Source organism: Bacillus sp. AFS098217 (assembly GCF_002551815.1).
GTDB lineage: Bacteria > Bacillota > Bacilli > Bacillales > Bacillaceae_G > Bacillus_A.
In genome coordinates, this window is sequence record NZ_NVPR01000133.1 from 1 (window position 1) to 1,475 (window position 1,475).

Annotated in this window: 2 protein-coding genes; both read right to left on the reverse strand. The window is 37.2% G+C overall.

All coding sequences use genetic code 11. From position 1 onward, the window contains the following. Positions 1–231: 231 nt before the first annotated feature. Positions 232–831 (reverse strand): molybdenum cofactor guanylyltransferase, encoded by a 600-nt coding sequence (locus COO03_RS23615; RefSeq protein ID WP_097899440.1) that lies wholly within the window; start codon positions 829–831, stop codon positions 232–234. After that, on the reverse strand, positions 831–1,340 hold the full coding sequence (locus tag COO03_RS23620; protein WP_097899439.1) for a MogA/MoaB family molybdenum cofactor biosynthesis protein: 510 nt from the start codon (positions 1,338–1,340) through the stop codon (positions 831–833). Before COO03_RS23620 ends, COO03_RS23615 begins: the two co-directional genes overlap by 1 nt. Between the last annotated feature and the right edge of the window lie 135 nt (positions 1,341–1,475).

The window sequence follows — 1,475 nt, forward strand, 5'->3', positions numbered from 1 at the left end:
CTGTATTTTTTCACTCTAAATTTATTATATTTCAAAATTTAGATTTGTAAACATTTAGCTGATATCACACTTTTAATCTTTACACTAGCATATTGATATAACCGCTCATTAAATTTCTTTATCAATTTTCAAAAGTGAATTATCATGTGGCGGAAGGGTGTTTACTCCTCATAAATTACTGTAAATATTGTTTTGGGAAAGAATATATTTCTTAACTTGATGGCGCTGGAACTACTCAGCTCCTTTTTTATGCAACTGTATATATTCTTCTTTCGTATTCACATTCACGAACCATTCTTTTGGCATATTTATTTCTTCTCCTATCACATACTTTACGTTACACTGTGATAAAAGTTGTCCCATGCTTCGTTTGTCTTCCTCTAGCAGTGTATAGATTTTCTCTTTCACACTCCAGTGATACGCCGCTAATAATGGCTGTTTCCTTCCATCTATAATTGGAACAATCGCCTCATAGTCATCACTCATTTGCCCTACTAATTCCGTAGTCCACTCACTTGAAACATTTGGCGTATCACAAGGAGAAACGATATACCACTCCGCCTTAATTTGTTCCATTCCTGATACAATTCCAGCAAGTGGACCATTCCCACGGTAAGAAGGAATGTCTTCTATAACAGGAGCTTCAACTAAAGTAACCAGTCTTTCTTTTATATCAGGATGAGTAATCACAACTACATCTTGGATGGTAGTCTTCATCACCTTAAGGATCTGTTCGATAAAAGTACGCCCTTGCCAATTTGCCAATGCTTTCGGCTCCCCAAAACGTCTCGACATACCACCTGCTAATACAATGCCAGCTATTTTTTTCATCATTGACGGTACAACTCAAATGTAATGTGTCCTAGCTCTGGTAAAATCAATTTATTCATCGCAAGACGAACGGCTCCGCTAGAACCCGGCATTGAAAAAACAACTTTTCTGCCAATTGTTCCCCCAATTGCTCGACTTAACATCGCTGCGCTTCCGATATCCTCTAAGTAACTAATCATACGAAACAACTCACCAAAACCAACGATTTCTTTATCTAATAATACCGAAACAGCTTCAATCGTCACATCACGCTTTGTAATACCTGTTCCTCCGTTTGTTAATACAACATCAACATCCTCTTGATGATAGCCAGATAATACAGCTTGCTGAATGCTTTCTTTATCATCTTTCACAATTTCATAAGCTGTCACCTTATGCCCTGCTTCTATTAATAGTTCTTTTAATAACTTACCACTCTTATCTGTTTCTTCTGTACGTGTATCAGAGATTGTGATAATTTTACAGCGTACTTCTTTTGGCGCTTGTTTTTTATGTTCTGTTACGCTCATTTCTCTTCTCTCCTTCTGATGAACTATTCTTCATTTTATCATATCGTATGAATACTCCCCCACTTAGCAAAGCTTGAAGTGGGGGTTTCTAACGTTTCGACCTAACGGACGATTAACGTCAGTGGAGTTAACACA

What these genes read in the sequence shown, in the direction of transcription:
- COO03_RS23615 (WP_097899440.1), bottom strand. Translation starts at nt 831, where the DNA reads ATGAAAAAAATAGCTGGCATTGTATTAGCAGGTGGTATGTCGAGACGT.
- COO03_RS23620 (WP_097899439.1), bottom strand. Translation starts at nt 1,340, where the DNA reads ATGAGCGTAACAGAACATAAAAAACAAGCGCCAAAAGAAGTACGCTGT.